Genomic DNA, 14,846 nt, shown 5'->3' on the forward strand with positions numbered 1-14,846 from the left:
GCGGTAGGGCGGCGGGGTTCCCCGTCCCCTTTCGGCAACTCGGCCGGGAATGGAGCTTGTGCTGTACCGGGCGGGCTATCCACGTCATGTGACTGTGCGTCAGCCAGTCGTATACGGACGGAGACCGTTGTGGGCGACTCAAGCCTCAAGATGCTGCTCGAGAACCTTCCCGTGTTCTGGAGGGAAGTCGAAGTCGACGAGCCATGGCAGGCGGGGGAGGGGGACGCCGACGGGCCCAAGCAGACAGACGAATCGGACGACCCCGGCGGCCGCGCCGACCCGGGCGGCTCACAGCCCACCAGGGACCGGCAGCGGCGAGGAGCGGGGCTCGCGGCGCCCCCCGGCTACGCTGCCTTCGCGGATCTTGTGGATCTCGCTCCGGCGGCCGCCTTCATCCGGGACCGCGACGGGCGCTACCTGTGGGCCAACCACGCCTACGCACACCTTTACGGCACCGTGCCGCAGCAACTGGTCGGCAGATACATCGAGGACTTCGACGCCCCGGCCGAGGCCAACCGGTTCCGGGCCCTGGACCAGCAGATACTCACCAGAGGCACGCCCGTGCGTCACACCCTCCGCTACCGCCGTCCGGACGGCACCACGGGCCGCGCCGTCGGCCACCGCTTCCCGGTGCGGGAACAGTCCCGTACGTGCATCGCCGGCATCTACGTGGACATCACCGACCACCTGCGGGCGACGGCGCAACGCCAGGAGGCCGAGGAGAACCTCAGCGCCCTGCGTGACCACAGCGGGCTGCCCTGTGCCCTGTTGTCGGCGAGCGGGCGGGTGATCGAGGCGAGCGTGGCGGCCGCCGAACTCTTCCACCTCGGCCTGACCGACCTCGTGGGCCGCCGCGCCCACACGCTGCTCGCCCCCGAACCGGGGCCCGATCTCGACCGGTTGCACCGCCGCTGGAACAATCTGATAGCCCGCCGCACCCGACGTGTCGAGACCACCGCCGTGCTGGTCGACACCCGAGGACTGCAGCGGCGGGCGGAGGTCCACCTGACGACTATCGGCCATTCCGCCAGCCGGGCACGGCACGTCTGGGCCGTGATCACCCATCAGAGCCTCGCCCACGAGGCGCATCCGCCGCTGACCGCAGCGCAGATCCGCATCCTGTCGCTGCTGGCGCAGGGCAGCAGCAACAGCGACATAGCCGCCTCGCTGAAACTGTCGCGGCAGACGCTCGACTACCACCTCAGCCGCCTGCGGCACCTGCTGGGCGCCGCCACCCGTCCGGCCCTCGTGGCCCGCGCCTACGTCCTCGGCATACTCGCCCCCCACACCTGGCCCCCACGCTCGGCGACGGCGGCCCACCCCCTCAGCACCGCATGACCTCCGCGGTCGGGAAGACTCGCCTCGGCGCCGGCGTCGTCGGGCTGAGCACCCTGCGCGAGCGCGGGACGTTCTCCTCTACTTCACAGTAGGCCTGCCCGGGCAGAAGTGGACACGCCGTTCCTGCGGCGAGGGAGCCCACGGCCGGCGGATCTACGACTGGGCCCGCGTCGAGGTGAGGCCCTGGCACCGCGAAGACCGCCGGCACCGGGTGATCGCCCGCCGCAGCGTCGCCTCCGTGGATCGGCGCCTCGCCGGTCTGCGGGAGAAACGGATCCTCCCAGCTCATCCACCGCCCTGTACGCGCTCGCGCTGCTCCGCCAGACCCGCTGAGCCTTCGCCTGCTTGCAGAGGTTCGCTGGCGTCGATACGGCCACGCGGTGCAATCCGAACCTGTCCGAGGGCGCCGCCCGGCCACCACCCGGGGATCGGCTGAGACCGCATGCAGTCCGGACCTCTCCGAGAACTGCTGCACCGCAATGCGGCGTCTTGAGCAGCCAGGACGGCGCTGCCCGCGGGAACGAGGACTCCGTGGACACCGAGACTGTGCCCTTCCGGCCGAGTCCTGCGGGAAAGGGCAGCGCCACCCCTCGCCTGCGGGGCGAGGGGTGGCGTCAGCGGGAAGTCAGCCGTGGTAGTTGATGTATCCGTTGCCGTCGGCGTCGTTGGCGCGCTTGGTGTAGGAGTGGACGTCCGCCTTGGCGCCGGTGGGCTTGAGCAGGTAGATGGTGTCCTTGTCGTTGTTCCAGATGAAGTTGCAGTTCTGGCGGTAGACGACGTTGCCGGCGTCGGAGTTGGTGCCCTTGCCGCCGCGCAGCTTCACGTAGTCGCCGGGCTCGAGCTTGTGGCTGGTGGCGAAGGTGAACTTGTTGCCCGTGGCGTCCTTGACGACGTAGCCCTTGAGGTCGACGGTCGCGGTGCGGGAGTAGTTCTTGATCGTCAGGTACTCGTCCTTGGTGTTGCCGCCGGAGCACCGGTTGGAGTCGCTGCCCGGGGCGTCGTACTGGACGCCCTTGAGCTTCAGCGCGGACGTGTACTCGGTGGCCTGGGCCGGTCCGGCGGCGATCACGGCGATCGTGCCGGCGGCAACTGCGGCCAGGGTGTGGCGCATGCGCATGAGGAATCCCCCCTCAGTGGTGCGAATAGAGCGCCCGGAGCATACCGGAAGTGATCAATGAGTGTGCCTGGTGTGTACATATCGTGAAGCTTGCGGCGCGGGCGGGTGCCACGTCGAAGCCTTGGGCCGCTGGGCCGAGCTGTGGGAGGAGGCCGGGGACCGGCAGGGTGCGGAAGCCCTGGCCCGGGAGGGCCCCCGACCACGGCGACACCGAAGCCCTGCTCCGCCTGGCCTCGCCGACATCCAGGGCCTGTCCGTGCACGAACCGTGGCGGCTGCGCGGCCTCGACCGGCTGGCGGCCGGCGACTACCCCGGCCCGATCGTGGACCTCTCCGACGGCCTCACCCGCTTCAAACGGGCCCGCGGTCTTGCCGAAGCCTGAGATCATTTCCGGCATGGACATGAGGCAGGTGCTGACGGACTACGCGACGACCGGCGGCGTCGGCGTCCTCAGGCCCAGAGCCACGCTGGACGCCGTCGCCGACGTGCTCGGACCACCGGTCGAGGCCGGCTACTTCCCCCACCCGAAGGGGACCTGGCCCCGGACCTTCGTGTACGGGGACGTGCGCCTCGAAGTGTGCGGCTGTCGCGAGATCTTCCGGGTCGCGCTGAGCACCTGGACCGGGACGGTGGACGTGCCGACCGGGCGGCGGGGGGGAGACGGTGACCCTCGCGTCGGAGGTCACCTTCGGGGAGCTGGAGGAGTTGCTCGGTGCGGCCGGGGTGGAGGGGGAGATGCGGACGTTCCCCACGCTGACCGACCAACTCACCGTCGTCGTCGGGGAGTACCCGCAGGGCGTCGACTACACCTTCATCGTCCCGGACCCCGCCGCACCGGACAGCGCCACCCTGCACAGCGTGATCGCGAAGGATCTCGACCACACCTGCTAGTTGTCCTCCGCCTCGTCCGCATCTCTGGCCTCGGGGCTGGTGGGCTCGCATGTTGCGGTTTCGCGTATTCGCCAACTGCTCGACGGACTGAGCACGGTGAGTGATCGCTTGGGGATCGTGACGGCCGCGCGCGACTACCAGAGCCAGCGGTCAAGGAACTCGGCCCAGATGAACCCGTTGTAGCCGTCGAAGGCAGGTGGATCGATCTTCTTGAGTTCATCAGCGAGCATGCTGAGCTCGGCCAGGGCTTCGTCCTCGCGGTCATCCGGGTCGCTGAGGATCTCGGACCCGCTGACGTGCAGGCCGTAGTGGTGCAGGGTCCGCAGCCACAGGTCGATGGAGGAGTTGGCGAACCATGCCTCGCCTTGCGGAAGGACGTAGTGGACCGTGCCTGTGCCGGGTTCAACGCCGAACGACCATTCCAGGCCGGGCACGAGGTCGCCATGCCGGTTCTGGGTGAGGCGGTAGAGCGACCTGCCATCTGACGTCTGGAGTGCTGGAGCCGCTTCCACCTGGAACGATATGTCCTCGATCAATTGATCAACGACGGGGACCCCGACATCAACCAGTAGTGCCTTCTGATCCTCGGGGATCTGCCAGCCCGACACGCCTGCCGAGTCTGCCCTTGTAACGTTCCCGGTGCCGGCCCAGGCGGCGAGTTCGTCAAACGTTGTCATGTGAGAGTCCTTCCGCGGCTGGCTGCGATGCGGACCCTATCGAGCAGGACTGACAGACACGCGGTCCCATCGGGGACGACACACTCCTCAGTGGTCGCCGGGGGGGGCGTATCGGCTCCAGGTTCCGCCGGCCTCGGTGACCCAGGCGGGTGGTGGTCTTGTCGTGATAGCCGAGTGCCTTCGCGAGCACGCACCGGCCCAAAAGTGATGTGCGGGCATCCCTTACCTGGCGGAATGCTCGTTGCCTGTCCCGAACGGCGGAATGTCCAATTGAGTCAGGTCCGCCCGAATGCACGGGGTGGCGGTAGCGGCCGTCGTCGACGGCGGTGTCCGCGAGGAACTCCACCACGATCTCGGGGTGGACAGGGTCGAACTCTAGCTCGCCGCGGCTGCCCCAGCCGGCGGAGAAGCGGTGTCCGTGCCACGGGTGGTCGGCATCGGCGGGGCGCACCCGGGTTCCCCAGGTCGCGCCGGACGGCGATGGGAAGCGGGGTGGTGCGGGCGATCAGCCGGAGGCGTCGGCGCGGCCCAGCAGCAGGGTGCTCGGTGACGTCGTCGCCCCGGTGACTGCGCCGATCACCGCTTCGGCCGTGGTGCGTGCTCACTGGTGGAGTGTCGGTATTCGAGAGTTGCAGTATTCGCCCACAGGGCGAGCAGCCCCGCACCTGACCTGGTCACGCCAGCGGTGACAAGATGTAAGGCTCCTGCCGCAACGGGTGCTACCTGCGACGACGCCAGATCAAGCACACGATGCCAGAGCCGAAGAACCAGCCGGGCAGCATCGGACTCAATCGCCTGATCGATTGCCAAGATCCGCGGACAGCGCCGCGTAGATGTACTCGCTGCCCCAGCGATCCCCGTCGAGGTCGTTCTCGACCAGGTGCGCCTCCCGGCGCATCCCGAGGCGCTCACAGACCCGCACAGACCCGGTGTTCTCCACATCCAGCCGTGCGTAGAGCCGGTGCACGCCCAGCGTGTCGAAGGCAAACTCGGCCAGCGCCGCGGCCGCCTCCGTCGCGTAGCCGTGCCCCTCGTGGCCTGGGTCGAGAGTCCAGCCGATCTCGGCCTGGGCGGCGCGGGCATCGGCCAGGCGGAGGCTCACCTCGCCAAGGACGCCGGGCTCATCGCGTCGGCAGACAGCGAGCGACAGCTTGTCCCCGTTGGCGCGCCAGGCCGTCTGCGCCGCACGCTCGGCGGCAACTTGCTCGCTGCGCTCACGCGTGTGCGCCGGCCGGTACAAGTAGCGCGCCACGCTCGGCAGGCTCTGGTAGGCGTACAGGTCGTCGGCGTCGCCGGGAGTGAACAGACGCAGCGACAACCGGGACGTGGTCAACGGCAGCAGCGAGGCGATGTCCATGCGCACTCCGGGACGCGGATGTGGATCAAGTTGCGGACGGATTGTCGCATCACGACTGCCGGGCAGCCACACCTTTTCAAATGCCTATTTCTATAGGTGGGAGGCTCGTGCGAGGCTCGCGGCGACGGGCGCCCTGCCGATCCGCAGAAGCAGGTTCGCTGCGCAAGGAACGAAAGCCCGTCGGATGCCACAAGGTTCGACGGGTGCCGTGACCGTCATGAGGGCGGAAGTCGGCCACCGCGTTCCATCGTCCAGGGCGCGGAAGGTGCCACATTGATCGCGAGGGCGGCGGGGCAGAGGACGTTGTACCCGTACCGGGCCCGGGCGCGGTCGGCGACGGCTTCGAGCGCGAGAGGCTTGTCGTCGCCCTGGTCGAGGGTGAGCTGCCGGGTGGCCTGCTCGTCAGGGCGCAGGGCGTCGGCGCGCAGGGCGATGCTGCGGACCCGGGCGCGCTGGAGCCCGAGGGAGTCATAGATCCCATATGCCGCTCGGGCCAGCAGGACGGTGTGGTGGGTGGCTTCGGTCAGGGTGCGGCCGCGGCGGGTGGCGCTGTGGTCGGCGTAGCGGACGGTGCAGGTCAGCCCGGTGGCGATCTGGCCGGAGTCGCGCAGGCGGGCGCCGAGCTGGTCGCCGAGAGCGAGCAGGGCCCGCCGGTGCTGGGCGGGATCGAGTTCGTCGCGGGTGAAGCGGTGCTCGACACTGATGCTCGCCGGCGCCGGGGTGGGATCGACGGTCGTGGTGTCGCGGCCGCGGGCGCGTTCGTGCAGGGCGCGTCCGGCCCGGGCGCTGAGGAGGCGCTGAAGGGTGAGCTGGGGGACGTCGGCGATGTCGCCGACGGTGTGCAGGCCGTACTCGGCGAGGGTGGCCGCCGCTTTCGCGCCTACGCCGGGCAGTTCCCCGACCGGACGGGGACGCAGGAAGGCGCTGATCGTCTCAGGGGAGTCGTCAATGACGGTGCGCCGACCGGGACCGGTGAGCGCGCAGGCCATCGCGGCGAGCATCCGGTTCGGTGCCACGCCCGCCGAACTGCGCAGGCCAAAGAAGGCGAGCGCACGCAGCTGGACCAGCTCCGTCACGCTGCGGGCGTCACGCTTCCAGTAGAGGAGTGCGCCGGTCAGATCGAGGACGGCCATGTCGGGTTCGATCAGTTGCACGCGGGGCGTGAAGCCCTCCAGCAGACGGCGCAGGCGCTCGGGGAGTTCTGGGTCCGGGTCGGCCGGGAGGCCGAAGCACAGGTGGAGGATGCAGCGGCCGCTCATAGAGATCACCCTGCGCTTCCCTGGGAGCGGTGGCCGAGCCGCCGCAGATCGGCGGAGCGGGTGCCGGCGGCTGGAGGTCGGCGTAGGGGTGGGGCCGGGCTCCGGCGGTGCCGTCGGCGAGCGTGCGCTGCGGCGCGGCCGGTTGGGCCGGGGTGGGGGCCGGGCCGGTCTGGCCGAGGAGGTCGAGGGCGGCCTGGGGGCCGTGGTCGCGGCGGGCCGCGGCCACCTCGTCCAGGTCCCAGGCCATCTCACCGACGACGGTGCGGCGCGGGCCGCGGGCCTCGACGGTTCCGCGTACCAGCAGCAGGCCGGAGTGGAACACGGTGTGGGCGCAGGCTTCGTGGGAGTCTTCGAAGAAGGCGATGTCGACCGCCTCCGCCCTCCTCGGGGTCCCGCTGGCCACCGTGCGCTCCGACGAGCGCCACGCCGTCCACTTCCTGCAGAGCGTCATCTGCCCGCCGCCCGAGACCGAAGGGAACGCCGAATGACCTGCATCGAAGAGATCCTTTCCAGGGCCCTGCTGGTCCGTGACCGCACCATGCCCCGCGACATCGTGGCGGCGTCCGCACCGCCGACGAGCACCGATGCCCGCCCGCCCGGCGCCGCGAGCACCTCCACAGCGGCAGCCGAGGACCTGCGGGCACTGTGCGAAACCCTCGTCACCCACACCCCGCCCACCGCAGTCGCCAAATTCGTCACCGACCAGGTCCCCGAACCCCGCAGCGCCCTGATCCTCGCCTGCGTTCTCCAGCTGACCGACACCAGCGACGGCGCACGCTTTTGGTGGCAGTACGCCGCCGGAGCCGGCCAGGCCGCCGCCGCGTACTGCCTCTACCTCCACCACCTCGCCCTGGGCGAGAGCGACGCCGCCGACTGGTGGCACCGCCAGACCGACGACGTCCAGCCCGCGCAAGGCCTCCCCGCCCCACAACACCGACCGAACCCGGAGCCCCCGGGGCCGTGGCGGGCGGCAGAGCACCGTGTCACCAGCACCTCCACCACCACGATCCTGCGAGTCCTTCGCCACCTCGCGAAGTACACCGCCCGGCCCCGCCCCGCCGCCGTCACCGCACTCATGACCTACGTCCCCACCGCCGTCGCCGTCGGCTACCTACGCCAGCCCGAAACGGAACTGCCGATGCCCGGCCCCGACTTCGCCCGCCGGATCAGCACCCTGCTCGCATCCGCCGCCAACCGGCCCGACGTCTACACCAGCCTCCCCGCACGCCCAGCACCCCGCGCACGCCCCTTGCCCGACTCCGGCCAGCCCGCACCGCGCCCCTCCTCCGACAAGGCTCCCGAAGAGGTGAATCCGCAGCTGGGAGAAACCGCAACAAGGTCACGGTGACATCACCCCACGGCGCCCCGGGAACGGCCCCAACGTCCGGCGCAGACCCGGGGCGCCGTGCCCGCCCGGTCTATCCATGTGGCTGCGAAAGTCGCCCCGCTGCGTGGCACGGTGCCCGACCGTGACGGGAGACGCCCTCTGTTGAGCCGAACAGCTTGGTAGCCGACGTCAAAGCAGCAGCAACAAGGAAAGCCCAAAGTAGGGGCTGCAGGGGTTCTTTTTGAACGAGCCGAGCTCGTCCGGCAGATCGCGCCAGGGCGAGAACGGCCCGACGACAGAGATACGGTGTGCCTAATCTGAAGCAGTCGCATTCCGGGCAGGGCGAGTTCGAGCGCCGTGAGGCGGTAACACTTCGCGTGAGCGCGAGGCATCGGAGACGGCCCTGAATACCCTGGGTGCTCGACGAGTAACGAGTGTCGGCGATCAAGCAGGGGATCATGAGCAGCGAACGCACCCACGAGCCACCAGAACTTCCCGAGGACAGACTCGGTAGCGACCAACCCGCATCAACCGCTGCCGAGTTGTCAGACATCGTGCTCGTCGTTGCGACGATGACAGCAACGCCGTTCCTGCAGGCGATCTCCACCTACTTCGGGAACGCTCTGGCCAAGGGGATGGGCGCGGGGACGCGTGAAATCATGCACCGGTTCATTCATCGACAGGCGCGAGCGAGTCTCGATGATCCTGCCGACGTCGTGGATCTCATCCACCTGCGTACCGAGGACGGGTGGCTGGTCGAGATGAAGGTAGCCGTCGAACCCGAGGCGCTTGCTCAGCTTCCAGAGCTGTGCGCCGCGGATGCACCGCTCAGCGAGTCCGATCGGCGCCCCGGCACGACCGCGACGATCCGCTGGGACCACGACGGCTACTGGATCGCCGCGACGGTACGTGAAGACGGATACCGTGTCGCCTTCACGTGGGATCCGCAGGCGAAGCAATGGCGCGAGCGTACCTACCGCCGCCCTATTCCCGTCGCATAGGAGGCGATCTGAGCGGCTTCGTGTTCGACAGGGAGACGCCCAGCTTCAGAACGTGTTCCTGGCCGTTCACGTAGATCAGCGGCCTGGCTGACCTGGCCGCTGGGCGTGCTGTGCCTGCCTCCGCCGCCTATATGGCCCGGCGGGCCAGGCGGAACAGGACCCGGGCGTATACAAGAGTCGCCGCCGCGACAATCGTCGGGATGACCGCCAGCGCGAGTATGCCTACCAGGGGCCGGCTGTCTTCAGCGCGTGCGAAGAGTCCCCGGTCTTCGTGCATCAGGTACCGGTAGCCGAACCACGCCCACATCGCCAACGACAGCAGCAACCACCCAAGCGACCACTTCTCGACCTGGTGCCCATCCTGGCGGAACTGCTCTACGTCTGCCGTCATTTCTCCCCCTCTATCGATGGCGGTCAGTGGCCAGTTCATCACAGCGCGTACGTGCCGACGGCGCGGGGTCCCTCGCCGCGACAGCCCGTCTCGAGGCTGGCGTCCAGGGACAGACCCTTGTGCCGCCTTGTGCCGCCTCCCCACAGGCATCAGCTGCCGAGGCAGCCGCCTCGAATACCCGAAACACGCCGATGCTGAGCCCTCGGGAGGCGTCCTGTTGTCGTGCACGTCGCCGCAGCTGGAGCGCTTCATGGCGCACCCTGACCCGGACCGCAACGCTGCGCGTCGCTGCGGGGCACTGCAAGGCCTGACGGGGGGCAGGAGGCGCAGGGCAGGCGCTCCGCCCGCCGGAAGCTTAAGGACTGCCGTACCGCCCGTCGCGGCCAGAAGATGGGGGCCGTCCCGGCCGGACCGCCAACTCTCAGCGGACGCGCCTGAGGCAGCACTGGGTTTCAGTCGCTTCGGTCGCTGTGCGGCACCGGGACGCCCTTCGCCGTCGCGCTGTCGCGGCGGAAGGCGCGTCGGCAGTCCTGCCGGAGCCCATCGCGCCAACGGCGCCACGATGGCGTCGCTCGCGAACGCGCTCCGGACGGGCTCGCTGGTGAGCATGATCCCGGAGGGCACGACGTGGTGCGGCCTGGCATCCGGTCGTTTCACGACGGCGGCGTTCCAGGCGGCCATCGACGGCGGCGTCCCGGTCCGCCCGATCGCGCTGAGGTACCGCCCGGCCGACGGCCGCGAGACGAGCCGTCCCGCGTTCATCGGCCCGGAGTCGCTGATCGCGTCCCTGCGTCGGGTCGCGGCCCTGCGCGGGCTGGTGCTCGAGATCCACATCTGCCCCGGAGATCGCCGCGGGCCGCGCGGAGAACCGTCGTGAGCTGGCGGTGCTCGCCGAGGCTGCGGTGCATTCGGCGCTGGGGACGGTGCAGATCCCGGCCCAGCGGCGCCGGAGCACCCAGCGGGTCCCACTGGCTTCGCCTCCTGCGAAGTGATCCGGGCCTGTCGCCGCGATCCGGCGACAGGCCCGGGTTAGGAGGCTTTCGCGGTTTTGCGCGCGGGCCTGTCATCGTGATCCGATGACAGGCCCGTTCGCCGATCTTCCGCGTGGACTTCGACGGCGGCTGCGGCTCGCTTGGTCGGCTCGGCCTGGCTCGGCCCGTCCGGTCGGCTCGGCTTACCGACCCCGTCCGAACTCGGTCCAACCCGATCGGCCGGCCCGTCCGGCCGGTTCGCCCGTCTGAGCTCGGTCCAACCCGGCTGGCTCGTACCGTCAGGCCGGACACGTCCCGCTGACTCGGCGCGCTGGACTGATCGGTCTGTCGCGCGCGCCCGGTCTGCGCCGGGCACGAAGCCGCGTTCCCGTTCAGCTGATGGCGAGCGTGAGCTTCCCGCCGGGGTGACCGTCCTCGCTCTCGATCTGCGCGGCGGCCGCGTCCTCGAGCGGGTAGCTCTTGCCTTGGGCGATCCGGACCCCGCGGTCGGTGACCCAGCCGACGATCGCGGTCAGCACCTCCCGCGACTGCTCGGGACCCGAGTACGGGATCCCCAGCTCGTAGGCGGCCTCATCGGCGATGGTGACGATCCGGTCCTTCGTGCCCCGCAGCTTGACCGACCCGGGCAGCACCCCGTGCCCGGCGGCGTCGCACACGGCGTCCACCGGTCCCGGCGTGGCCTCGCGAACCCGCTCCTCCCAGCCGTCGCCGTAGAGGACGGGCACGACCCCCAGCGACTTCAGGTCGTCGAGGTTCCGGCTGCCGGCGGTGCCGATGACGGTAGCGCCCTGCGCGACGGCCACCTGCGCGGCGAAGCGCCCGACCGTGCCGCTGGCACCGTGGACCAGCAGCGTCTCTCCTTCGCGGACCTCGAGCAGTCCGAGGACGCGAAGCGCGGTCTCGCCGGCGACCGGCAGCGCCGCCGCGTCTGCCCACGAAATGCCTGCGGGCTTGGGCGCGAGCGCCTTCGCCAGCGCGTACTCGGCGTAGCCGCCGGTCTCGGGCCAGCCGAACACCTCGTCGCCGACAGCGAACTCCGCGCCCTCGCCTGCGGCGTCGACGACGCCGGCCACTTCGAAACCGGGGGTGTGTGGGAAGGAAACCTGGAAGTTCTGCCGCTTGGAGCCGTTGCGGATCTTCCAGTCGAGAGGGTTGATCCCGGCGGCCCGGACGGCCAGCCGCACCTGCCCCGGGCCGGGTTCCGGCACCGGGACCTCGGACAGCTGCAGGACTTCCGGCCCGCCGTAGGCGGAGAAGGTGATCGCTCGCATGGGTTCTCTGCGTTCCTCGAGTTGTGACTTCGAATGTTGGCGGATGCGTTGCCGTGCCCAGAGCGCCGAGACCGTGGGCACGATCGCGGGGCGTTCATCGCGGCCGGAGGCTCAGGAACCAGCCACGTTCGTGGGCACGGTCCAGCCGGTGGATCGGATCCACTCGGCCAGGTCCAGGGTGGCCGGCTCGATCGCCCGCACAACCGCAAGATCCGACGGGTGTTCCGCCGCCTTCGCGAACTGGCGGAACATCGCCCTGTCGAGGTCGCTGGGAAGCACGCTCAACGGGAGGGCCTCGTAACGTGCCGGGAGCCCGGCGCGCGCGCCGAACGCCGCGGCGATCTGAGGGCCCGTGAGCTCGTCGCCGACGAGCTCGACGGCTCCGCCGGGTGCCTCCGCGGTGTCGAGCAGGAGCGCGGCGGCGACCCGGCCGACGTCCCTGAGCGAGATCATCTTCAGGGCGACGTCCTCCGGCAGCGGCAGCCTCAGCACGATCTCTCCGTGCTCCAGGCTCGGTGCCATCTCCTCCATGAAGGGGGCCGGGCGAACCATCGTGGCCCTGAGGCCGGACTTCCTCAGGTGCTCCTCGATCGAGTGCTTCGAGTCGTGGTGCGGCACACCCCACTCCCGGTCCGCGCCGATGACCGAGTTGAACACGACGTGCGGGACGCGTGCCGCGACCGCCGCGTCGACGAGCGCGGTGCCGATGCGGATCTCCGCCTTGACCTCTTCGAGGCTGTTCGCCTCCGGGGTCATGAAGTAGAACCCCTCGACCGCCGTCAGCGCGGCGGCCAACGACACCGGGTCGTCGGTCCGGATGGCCGCCAGCTCGACGCCGCGGGCGGCCAGCGCCTGAGCCCGGTCGGACTGCGGGTTGCGGACCAGGGCCCGCACCGGGGCCTTGTGATCCAGCAACGCGTCGACCACGAGCCCGCCCTGTCGCCCCGTCGCGCCGAAGACTGCGATCGTGCCGGTCGTCTGTGTGCTCATCGCTGCCACCCTTCACTAGCGGCCTCGACCTTGATCTTTTGTGACATGTCTCTACGGTGCGGTCTGCGGCGCCAGGCGCACCACCGGTATCACGCCAGGTTCTTCCGATAACCCGCCAGTGGCGGGTAGCCTCGATGGCGTGTCCGACGACTCCAGCGGCGAGCCGAGCTTCTGCACCGACGATGCGCCGTTGTCGGTGCCGCTGGCCCATGGCGCCGAGGTGGCCGCGCACTTCCACGACTACGGCCAGCTCCGCTACGCCGCGCGTGGGGCCCTGGTCACAGCGACCCAGGTGGGCACCTGGGTGGCGCCGGCCAGTCGGATCATGTGGGTGCCGCCCTTCGCGGTGCACAGCAGCAAGGCGTACGGCGAGACGGACATCCGGGTGCTGTCGCTGCCCGTGACGCTGACCGGACAGCTGCCGGCCGAGCCGTCGGTCTTCGTGGCGAGCGCGTTGCTGCGCGAGGCCTATCTGGCGCTGATGAGCGAGGGCGAGCCGCTGGAGAGCCCCCGTGCGCGGCTGCTGATCGACGTCGTACTCGCCGAGCTCGCCCGCGCCGCACAGGAGCCGCTGCGCCTCCCGGAGCCGAGCGACCGGCGTCTCAAGGCGGTCACCGATCTGCTCCACGTGGACCCAGCAAGCCCGGCGACCCTGGCCGAGCTGGGCCACCGCGCTGGCGCCAGCGAACGCACCCTGAGCCGACTGTTCGGCAGCGAGCTGTCGATGAGCTTCCGTCAGTGGCGCACCCTGCTGCGCATTCAACGGGCGCTGATCGAGCTCAGCGACGGTGCCTCGGTCACCGCCACGGCGATTCGGCTGGGCTGGTCGAACCCCAGCAGCTTCATCGACGCCTTCACCGAGCTGGTCGGTCAGACACCGGGGGGCTATCGCTCGTCGGCTCGGTCCTCCGGCAGCTCCCATGGGTGAGAGGTTGGCGGGGTAGCCGTATTTCCTGGCGGAACATGGGTAGCAGCCCAATGGTGCGGGAGCTCACGCTGGGGGGTGTCCCAGTGGTCTACGCGACCCGGGTCATCACCCCGCGCGGCTCCACCGCCGTCTCGGGCCTGGAGCTGATGACGGCGCTGCGCCCGCCCACCCGGGCCTGGAGCTGATGACGGCGCTGCGCCCGCCCACCCGGGCCGTGCAGGATCGCGCGACCGGGAACTGGGTGTCCGGCCACAACCCCGGCAGCCTAGGTACGGATCCGATGGACCCGGCCCCACCGGAGGCCACCGCCGAACACCCGGTCGTCGTCAACTCCGGCTGGACGAGCGGCTTCCTGGACGAGGAGGCCTACCAGTGGGTGCGCGACGTCGACCTGCTCAGCGACGAGGAATGCACGCTGCCGCACGCGGTAGGCCTGGACCTCCACACCGCGTTCCTCGCCGCCGCGGCCCGCCTGGTCGTCGGCCTGTCCGCCCCCGACCACTTCCACGCCCCCGCCTTCAATCCCAAGATCCCCGGCTCCTGGCTGGTCGACCTCTCGCACATTGAACTGGACCCGCGCCTGCCCAGCCCGTTCACCCCGGACGGCTCCCGCCCGGCCGGGCCGGCCTGGTATCAGACACACACCGTCGCCTACGCCCAAGAGCTCGGTTACAACGTGCACCCCCTCGAGGCGTACCTGCGCCGGGAGACCGGCGCGTATCTGGACCCGTGGCACGACCGTCTCAAGACCGCCTACGTCGACACCCTCGCCGACCTCGGCGTCACCAAAGACCTGGACGACCGTCAGTTCCTCGCGGCGATGGAATGCCACAAGCAGACCGACCCGGCGATGGCCGCCGTCCTGGCCGCGATCAAGGCGACGGTGAAGGGCAGCGTCGGCAAGCTGCGCGAGCGTCCGCAGGGCAAGTCCTACAAGCAGGGGGAGCGCTGGCCGGCGCTGGAGCGCCCGACCTGGCGCCCCGACATCCGCGCCGCGGTCATCAGCAAGGCGCGGGTCAACATGCACCGCAAGCTTTCCAACATGGCCAGGATGACGGGCCTGTTCCCGCTCGCGGTGCTGTCCGACTGCGTCGTCTACCCCTCACCGGGGGAGAGCCCGCTGGACTTCCTGCCGTATGCGGCCTCGGGCAAGCCGCAGCCCGGCGGGTTCGCCTCGGCTCGACGCCGGGGCTGGCAAAGCTGGAGGGTGTTCAGACGATGCTGTGGGCGGTCGACCTGATGGAACAGGGCCTCAACCCGGCCCGTCACATCAAGGGCGGCGACGCCGTCCTGGACGAAGGGGAGTA

Annotated in this window: 15 protein-coding genes and 3 pseudogenes; 10 read left to right on the plus strand and 8 right to left on the minus strand. The window is 70.1% G+C overall.

Translation table 11 applies throughout. The annotated features are described in order from the left end of the window. Positions 1–129 precede the first annotated feature (129 nt). Together ACFVYS_RS22715 and ACFVYS_RS22720 are read left to right on the plus strand one after the other, a co-directional pair. Complete coding sequence (locus ACFVYS_RS22715) at positions 130–1,338, plus strand: PAS domain S-box protein (protein WP_389504598.1); 1,209 nt, start codon at positions 130–132, stop codon at positions 1,336–1,338. 91 nt (positions 1,339–1,429) lie between these two features. Further along, a pseudogene (locus tag ACFVYS_RS22720) lies at positions 1,430–1,573 on the plus strand (IS701 family transposase); the annotation flags it as partial. Between the two features lie 390 nt (positions 1,574–1,963). Here the strand turns inward: ACFVYS_RS22720 and ACFVYS_RS22725 are convergent. Continuing rightward, positions 1,964–2,455 carry a lamin tail domain-containing protein gene (locus ACFVYS_RS22725; protein WP_389504599.1) on the minus strand — a complete coding sequence of 164 codons (492 nt, stop codon included), beginning with the start codon at positions 2,453–2,455 and terminating at the stop codon, positions 1,964–1,966. A 121-nt stretch (positions 2,456–2,576) separates the two neighbouring features. Here ACFVYS_RS22725 and ACFVYS_RS22730 point away from each other — a divergent pair, with 121 nt between their 5' ends. Further along, positions 2,577–2,837 (plus strand): hypothetical protein, encoded by a 261-nt coding sequence (locus ACFVYS_RS22730; RefSeq protein ID WP_389504638.1) that lies wholly within the window; start codon positions 2,577–2,579, stop codon positions 2,835–2,837. A gap of 281 nt (positions 2,838–3,118) precedes the next feature. Next, the gene (locus ACFVYS_RS22735; RefSeq protein WP_389504601.1) at positions 3,119–3,346 is read left to right on the plus strand and encodes a hypothetical protein; all 228 of its coding nucleotides are present in this window, start codon (positions 3,119–3,121) and stop codon (positions 3,344–3,346) included. Between the two features lie 134 nt (positions 3,347–3,480). Here ACFVYS_RS22735 and ACFVYS_RS22740 read toward each other — a convergent pair whose 3' ends face one another. The 4 genes and pseudogenes from ACFVYS_RS22740 to ACFVYS_RS22755 all read right to left on the minus strand — a co-directional run. Further along, a complete protein-coding gene (locus ACFVYS_RS22740) occupies positions 3,481–4,023 on the minus strand; it encodes an SUKH-4 family immunity protein (RefSeq protein ID WP_389504602.1) in 543 nt (180 codons plus the stop codon). 787 nt (positions 4,024–4,810) lie between these two features. Continuing rightward, entirely contained in the window at positions 4,811–5,380 is a 570-nt protein-coding gene (locus tag ACFVYS_RS22745) for a GNAT family N-acetyltransferase (protein ID WP_389504604.1), read from the minus strand. 215 nt (positions 5,381–5,595) lie between these two features. Further along, positions 5,596–6,639 carry a hypothetical protein gene (locus tag ACFVYS_RS22750; RefSeq protein WP_389504606.1) on the minus strand — a complete coding sequence of 348 codons (1,044 nt, stop codon included), beginning with the start codon at positions 6,637–6,639 and terminating at the stop codon, positions 5,596–5,598. Positions 6,640–6,644: 5 nt separating this feature from the next. Next, a pseudogene (locus ACFVYS_RS22755) lies at positions 6,645–7,009 on the minus strand (DNA polymerase III subunit alpha); the annotation flags it as partial. On the opposite strand from ACFVYS_RS22755, the gene ACFVYS_RS22760 reads away from it, so the two are divergent. From ACFVYS_RS22760 to ACFVYS_RS22770, 3 genes are all read left to right on the plus strand, one after another. Continuing rightward, positions 7,002–7,127, plus strand: coding sequence for a hypothetical protein (locus tag ACFVYS_RS22760; protein WP_389504640.1), 126 nt, complete (start codon positions 7,002–7,004; stop codon positions 7,125–7,127). The pseudogene ACFVYS_RS22755 and the gene ACFVYS_RS22760 overlap by 8 nt on opposite strands. Beyond that, positions 7,124–7,987, plus strand: coding sequence for a hypothetical protein (locus ACFVYS_RS22765; RefSeq protein ID WP_389504608.1), 864 nt, complete (start codon positions 7,124–7,126; stop codon positions 7,985–7,987). Before ACFVYS_RS22760 ends, ACFVYS_RS22765 begins: the two co-directional genes overlap by 4 nt. 437 nt (positions 7,988–8,424) lie before the next feature. Then, complete coding sequence (locus ACFVYS_RS22770) at positions 8,425–8,967, plus strand: hypothetical protein (protein ID WP_389504610.1); 543 nt, start codon at positions 8,425–8,427, stop codon at positions 8,965–8,967. Positions 8,968–9,094: 127 nt separating this feature from the next. Here ACFVYS_RS22770 and ACFVYS_RS22775 read toward each other — a convergent pair whose 3' ends face one another. Beyond that, positions 9,095–9,358: a hypothetical protein gene (locus ACFVYS_RS22775; protein WP_389504612.1), complete on the minus strand. Its 264-nt coding sequence runs from the start codon at positions 9,356–9,358 to the stop codon at positions 9,095–9,097. Positions 9,359–9,920: 562 nt separating this feature from the next. Between ACFVYS_RS22775 and ACFVYS_RS22780 the strand changes: the two genes are divergently transcribed. After that, positions 9,921–10,235 carry a 1-acyl-sn-glycerol-3-phosphate acyltransferase gene (locus tag ACFVYS_RS22780; protein ID WP_389504614.1) on the plus strand — a complete coding sequence of 105 codons (315 nt, stop codon included), beginning with the start codon at positions 9,921–9,923 and terminating at the stop codon, positions 10,233–10,235. 486 nt (positions 10,236–10,721) lie between these two features. Here the strand turns inward: ACFVYS_RS22780 and ACFVYS_RS22785 are convergent, their stop codons facing one another. After that, complete coding sequence (locus ACFVYS_RS22785) at positions 10,722–11,621, minus strand: NADP-dependent oxidoreductase (protein ID WP_389504616.1); 900 nt, start codon at positions 11,619–11,621, stop codon at positions 10,722–10,724. Between the two features lie 111 nt (positions 11,622–11,732). After that, complete coding sequence (locus tag ACFVYS_RS22790; protein WP_389504618.1) at positions 11,733–12,611, minus strand: NmrA/HSCARG family protein; 879 nt, start codon at positions 12,609–12,611, stop codon at positions 11,733–11,735. 139 nt (positions 12,612–12,750) lie between these two features. On the opposite strand from ACFVYS_RS22790, the gene ACFVYS_RS22795 reads away from it, so the two are divergent. Beyond that, positions 12,751–13,539, plus strand: a complete 789-nt coding sequence (locus tag ACFVYS_RS22795; protein WP_389504620.1) for an AraC family transcriptional regulator — start codon at positions 12,751–12,753, stop codon at positions 13,537–13,539. 86 nt (positions 13,540–13,625) lie between these two features. Then, positions 13,626–14,846 (plus strand): annotated as a pseudogene (gene tap, locus ACFVYS_RS22800) (telomere-associated protein Tap); the annotation flags it as partial.

This window comes from Streptomyces sp. NPDC058295, assembly GCF_042880655.1.
Classification (GTDB): domain Bacteria; phylum Actinomycetota; class Actinomycetes; order Streptomycetales; family Streptomycetaceae; genus Streptomyces; species Streptomyces coriariae.